The organism is Kitasatospora sp. NPDC001095, from assembly GCF_053598615.1.
The window spans coordinates 22,900-28,948 of sequence record NZ_JBSFKQ010000075.1; the positions used below are offsets into that span (position 1 = coordinate 22,900).

Consider the following 6,049-nt stretch of genomic DNA (forward strand, 5'->3'; position numbering starts at 1 on the left):
ACCGTGGATACATCTGTCGATCAGATAGTCGAGGCGCTGCGCGAGTCGCTGCTGGAGAACGAACGACTGCGCCAGCAGAACACGCGGATCGAGGCCGCGGCGCAGGAGCCGATCGCGATCGTGGCGATGAGCTGCCGCTACCCCGGCGGCGTCAGCTCGCCCGAGCAGTTGTGGCAGCTGGTCGACCAGGGCGTGGACGCGGTGGGGGACTTCCCCGCCGACCGCGACTGGGACGTCGAGGGGCTCTACGACCCGGACCCGGACGCGCCGGGCAAGACCCACGTCCGTGAGGGCGGCTTCGTCTACGACGCACCGCGCTTCGACGCCGCGTTCTTCGGCATCTCACCGCGCGAGGCGATCGCGATGGACCCGCAGCAGCGCCTGCTCCTGGAGGTTTCCTGGGAGGCGTTCGAGCGGGCCAACATCGACCCGCACACCCTGCGCGGCAGCCGGACCGGCATCTTCGCCGGGGTGATGTACCACGACTACGGCAGTTGGCTGGCCGAGGTGCCCGAGGGCGTCGAGGGCTATCTCGGCAACGGAAACCTGGGCAGTGTCGCATCGGGCCGGGTCTCCTACACGCTGGGCCTGGAGGGGCCCGCCGTCACCGTGGACACCGCCTGCTCCTCCTCGCTGGTCGCACTGCACCTGGCGGTCCAGGCGCTGCGCACCGGTGAGTGCGCCTACGCGCTGGCCGGCGGTGTCACCGTGATGTCCACCCCGGACACCTTCGTGGACTTCAGCCGCCAGCGCGGGCTCTCGCTGGACGGCCGGTGCAAGTCCTTCGCCGCCTCGGCGGACGGCACCGGCTGGGGCGAGGGCGTCGGCATGGTGCTGCTGGAGCGGCTGTCGGACGCCGAGCGCAACGGGCACCGGGTGCTGGCCGTGGTCCGCGGCAGCGCGATCAACCAGGACGGCGCCTCCAACGGCCTGACAGCCCCCAACGGGCCGTCCCAGCAGCGGGTGATCCGCCAGGCCCTGGCCAACGCCAGGCTCAGTGCCGATCAGGTGCACCTGGTGGAGGCGCACGGCACCGGCACCCCGCTGGGCGACCCGATCGAGGCGCAGGCCCTGCTCGCGACCTACGGGCAGGAGCGCGCCGGCGGTGAGCCGCTCTGGCTCGGCTCGATCAAGTCGAACATCGGCCACACCCAGGCGGCCGCGGGCGTCGCCGGGGTGATCAAGCTGGTGATGGCGATGCGCCACGGCCGGATGCCGAAGACGCTGCACGTCGACGAGCCCACCCCGCAGGTGGACTGGACCGATGGCGCGGTCGAACTGCTCACCGAGGCCAGGGACTGGCCCGAGCGCGGCGAGGCCCGGCGGGCCGCGGTCTCCTCCTTCGGCATCAGCGGCACCAACGCCCACGTGATCCTCGAGAGCGTGCCCGAGCCCGAAGTGCCCCAGCGTGCCACCGAACCGACCGGACCGCTGCCGCTGGTGCTCTCCGGAAAGGGTGAGCAGGGCCTGGCCGCCCAGGCGCAGCGGCTGCTCGACCACCTGGACAGCGCCCCGCTGCCCGACCTCGCCTGGACCCTGGCCACCTCCCGGGCCGCCCTCGGTGACCGCGCGGTGGTGATCGGCGCGGACCGCTCCGCGCTGGCCGCCGGGCTGAGGGAGCTCGCCGCCGGACGCGCCGCGGCGGGCGTGGTTCAGGGCGGGCGCCAGAGCGAGTCCCGGATCGCCTTCGTCTTCCCCGGACAGGGCTCGCAGTGGATCGGCATGGCGGCCGAACTGCTGGACACGGCCCCGGTGTTCGCCGCCAGGATGACCGAGTGCGCCCAGGCGCTGGCCCCGCACGTGGGCTGGGACCTGCTGGAGGTCATCCGCGGCGCGGACTCGCTGGAGCGGGTGGACGTGGTGCAGCCCGTGCTCTGGGCGGTCATGGTGTCGCTGGCCGAGCTGTGGATCTCCTACGGGGTGCGCCCGGCCGCCGTGATCGGGCACTCGCAGGGCGAGATCGCGGCCGCCTGCGTGGCCGGGGCGCTCTCGCTGGCCGACGGCGCCAAGGTGGTGGCCCTGCGCAGCCTGGCCATCGCGGACGACCTGTCCGCGCGCGGCGGCATGATGTCGGTGGCGCTGGCGGCGGAGCAGGTCCGTGCGCGGCTCGCCGAGTACGAAGGGCGGCTCTCGGTGGCCGCCGTCAACGGCGCGGCCTCGGTGGTGGTCTCCGGCGACGCCGACGCCTTGGACCAGCTGCACGCCGGGCTGCGCGCGGAGGGCGTGCGGGCCAAACGGCTGCCGGTGGACTACGCCTCGCACTCGGCCCAGGTCGAGTCGATCCGCGAGCGGCTGCTGGAGGAGCTTTCCGGGCTGAGCCCGCGCTCCGTCGACGTGCCGTTCTACTCCACGGTGACCGGCGAACTGTTCGACACCGCGGGCCTGGACGCCGACTACTGGTACACCAACCTGCGCCAGAGCGTGCTCTTCGAGGGCGCCACCCGGCTGCTGCTCGACAGTGGCTACGGCGTCTTCGTCGAGTGCAGCCCGCACCCGGTGCTGCTGCACAGCGTGGAGGAGACGGCGGAGGCGCTGAACGCCGAGGTCGTCGGGATCGGCTCGCTGCGCCGCGACGAGGGCGGCCCTGAGCGCTTCCTGACATCGCTGGCCGAGGCGCACGTGCACGGCGTCGCCCTCGACTGGGCGGCGGTCTTCGCCGGGACGCCCGTGCGCAAGGTGGACCTGCCCACCTACGCCTTCCAGCGCGAGCGGTTCTGGCTCGGCAGCTCCCAGGCGGTGGGCGATGTGACGGCGGCCGGTCTGGTCGCCGCCGGACACCCGTTGCTCGGCGCCTCGGTCACGGTCGCCGACGGCGGCGGCATGCTCTTCACCGGCCGGCTCGCCACCGCCACCGCGCCCTGGCTGGCCGACCACGCGGTGGGCGGCACGGTCCTGCTGCCGGGTACCGCGTTCGTGGAGTTGGCCGTCAAGGCCGGCGACGAGGTCGGCTGCGGCCGGGTGTCGGAACTGACCTTGGAGGTGCCGCTGCTGCTGCCCGAGCGCGGCGCGGTCCAACTGCAGCTCCACCTCGGCGAGCCGGACGACTCGGGCCGACGCCCGCTGACCGTGCACTCGCGCCCCGAGGGCGGCGAAGGCGAGTGGACCAGGCACGCCAGCGGCCTGCTGGAGCCGGACACCGCCGAGGCCGGCTTCGACTTGGCGGCCTGGCCCCCGGCCGGTGCGCAGCCGGTCCCGGTGGACGGCGTGTACGAGGGGCTGGCCGAGCAGGGCTACCACTACGGCCCCGCCTTCCAGGGGCTCAAGGCGGCCTGGCGGCGTGGCGAGGAGGTCTTCGCTGAGGTCGAACTCCCGGTGGAGGAACAGGGGTTCGCCCTGCATCCGGCGCTCTTCGACGCGGCCCTGCACGCCGCGGACCTCGGCGGTGGCCAGGATCCGGGCCAGGCCCGGCTGCCCTTCGTCTGGAACGGCGTCTCGCTGTACGCCTCGGGAGCCAGGGCGCTGCGCCTGCGGATCACCGGCACCGACGCACTGACCGTCGAGCTCGCCGATACCACCGGCTCCCCGGTGGCCTCGGTGGACGCGCTGACCACCCGCGCGGCCGACCCCGCCGCGCTCGGGGCGGCCACCCGTTCCGACGCCCTGTTCCGGCTCGACTGGCCGGTCCTCGCGGTGGAGGGACCCGCACCCGATCACGTGGTGCTCGGCGAGGGCGGCCTGGCGGAGCTGGCGACCGTACCGGAGCTGGTGGTCCTGCCGGTGCGGCAGGGCGAGGATCCCGTCACCGGCACCCGGGCCGTCTCCGTCCAGGTGCTTGAGACCCTGCGGCAGTGGCTGGACAGCGAGAAGGTCGCCGCCTCCCGCCTGGTGGTGCTCACCAGGGGAGCGGTGGCGGTGGGCGCCGAGGGCGTCCAGGACCTCGCCGCGGCCGCCGTCTGGGGCCTGACCCGCGCCGCCCAGGGCGAGAACCCCGAGCAGTTCGTCCTGGTGGACGCCGACCAGGACACCACCGTCGAGCAGGCCCTGGCGGCGGTCGCCGCCTCGGGCGAGCCACAACTCGCCGTGCGCGACGGCAAGGTGCACGTGCCCCGGCTGGTCAGGAGCGCACCGGATGGCACCGTCAGCCCCCTCGACGCCGAGGGCACCGTGCTGATCACCGGCGGCACCGGCGTGCTGGGCGCGCTGGTGGCCCGGCACCTGGTGGCCGAGCACGGTGTGCGTCACCTGCTGCTGGCCGGGCGCAGCGGCGTCGCCCAGGACGACTTCGCCGACCTGGATGCGGAGATCACCGTGGCCAAGTGCGACGCGGCCGACCGCGAGCAGCTCGCCGACCTGCTCGCCACCGTCCCCGTCGACCGCCCGCTGACCGCCGTGCTGCACCTGGCCGGCGCGCTGGACGACGGCTTGGTCACCGCGCTCACCGCTGAGCGGCTGGACGCGGTGCTGCGCCCCAAGGTGGACGCGGCCTGGCATCTGCACGAGCTCACCGCCGGTCTCGACCTCAAGGCGTTCGTGCTCTTCTCCTCGGCCGCCGGCACCGTGGACGGTGCGGGCCAGTCCGGCTACGCGGCGGCCAACGCCTTCCTCGACGGTCTGGCCCAGCACCGCCAGGCGCTCGGCCTGCCCGGCCTCTCGCTGGCCTGGGGCTTCTGGGAGCAGCGCACCGGGATGACCGCCCACCTGAGCGAGGCGGACGTGGTGCGGATGGCCAGGTCCGGGGTGCGTCCTCTCGCCACCGCCGAGGGCCTGGCGCTCTTCGACCTCGCGTTGGCCGGGGACCGGGCACTGCTGGTGCCGATCGGCCTGGACCTGCCCGCGCTGCGTTCGGCGGGCACGCTCTCCCCGGTGCTGCGCGGCCTGCTCCGTCCGGCCGCCCGGCGCACGGCGGCAGCGGCACCCGCGGCACCGGGCAGCGCGCTGGACAAGCTGGCCGCCCTCGGACGGGCCGAGCGCGACACGGCCCTCCTCGAGCTGGTCCGCACCCATGTCGCCGCCGTGCTCGGCCACGACTCGGACATGGTGCTCGACCCGCGACGGGCCTTCAGGGACTGGGGCTTCGACTCGCTGACCGCGGTGGAACTGCGCAACCGGCTGGGCCTGGCTGTCGGTCTGCGGCTGCCGGCCACCCTGGTCTTCGATTACCCGGACCCCACCGCCCTGGTCGGCCACCTCAGGACCGAACTCTTCGGCTCCGCCGAGCCGGTCCCCGAACCCGCCGCCGGCGCGCGGCAGGCCGGCGACGAGCCGATCGCGATCGTGGCGATGGCCTGCCGCTTCCCCGGTGGTGTCAGCACCCCCGAGGAGCTGTGGCAGCTGCTGGCGGACGGCGGTGACGGCATCTCGCAGTTCCCGGCCGACCGTGGCTGGGACATCGAGGGACTCTACGACCCGGAGCCGGGCAAGGCCGGCCGGACGTACTCCCGCGAGGGCGGGTTCCTGCACGACGCCGCCGACTTCGAGCCGGACTTCTTCGGCATCTCGCCGCGCGAGGCGATCGCGATGGACCCGCAGCAGCGCCTGCTCCTGGAGACCTCCTGGGAGGCGCTGGAGCGCGCCGGCATCGACCCGTACTCGGTGCGGGGCAGTGCCACCGGCGTGTTCGCCGGGGTGATGTACCACGACTACGGCAGCAGGCTCAGCAACGCGCCGGAGGACGTGCGGGACTACCTGGGCAACGGCAGCCTCGGCAGCGTGGCCTCGGGCCGGGTCGCCTACACCCTCGGCCTGGAGGGTCCCACCCTCTCGGTGGACACCGCCTGCTCCTCCTCGCTGGTGGCCCTGCACCTGGCGGCGCAGTCGCTGCGCGGCGGCGAGTGCACGCTCGCCCTGGCCGGCGGCGTCTCGGTGATGTCCACCGCGGACACGTTCGTGGACTTCAGCAGGCAGCGCAATCTCGCCGCCGACGGCCGGGCGAAGTCCTTCGCCGACGGCGCGGACGGCACCACGCTCTCCGAGGGCGCCGGGATGCTGCTGCTGGAGCGGCTCTCGGACGCCCGGCGCAACGGGCACCAGGTGCTGGCCGTCATCCGTGGCTCCGCGGTGAACCAGGACGGTGCCTCCAACGGGCTGACCGCGCCCAACGGGCCGTCCC

At 74.1% G+C, this 6,049-nt stretch carries 1 protein-coding gene; it reads left to right on the forward strand.

What is annotated here, in order from left to right:
- Positions 1-3: 3 nt before the first annotated feature.
- A partial coding sequence (locus ACWDBB_RS34430) for an SDR family NAD(P)-dependent oxidoreductase (RefSeq protein ID WP_449793343.1) occupies positions 4-6,049 on the forward strand: 6,046 nt, incomplete at its 3' end.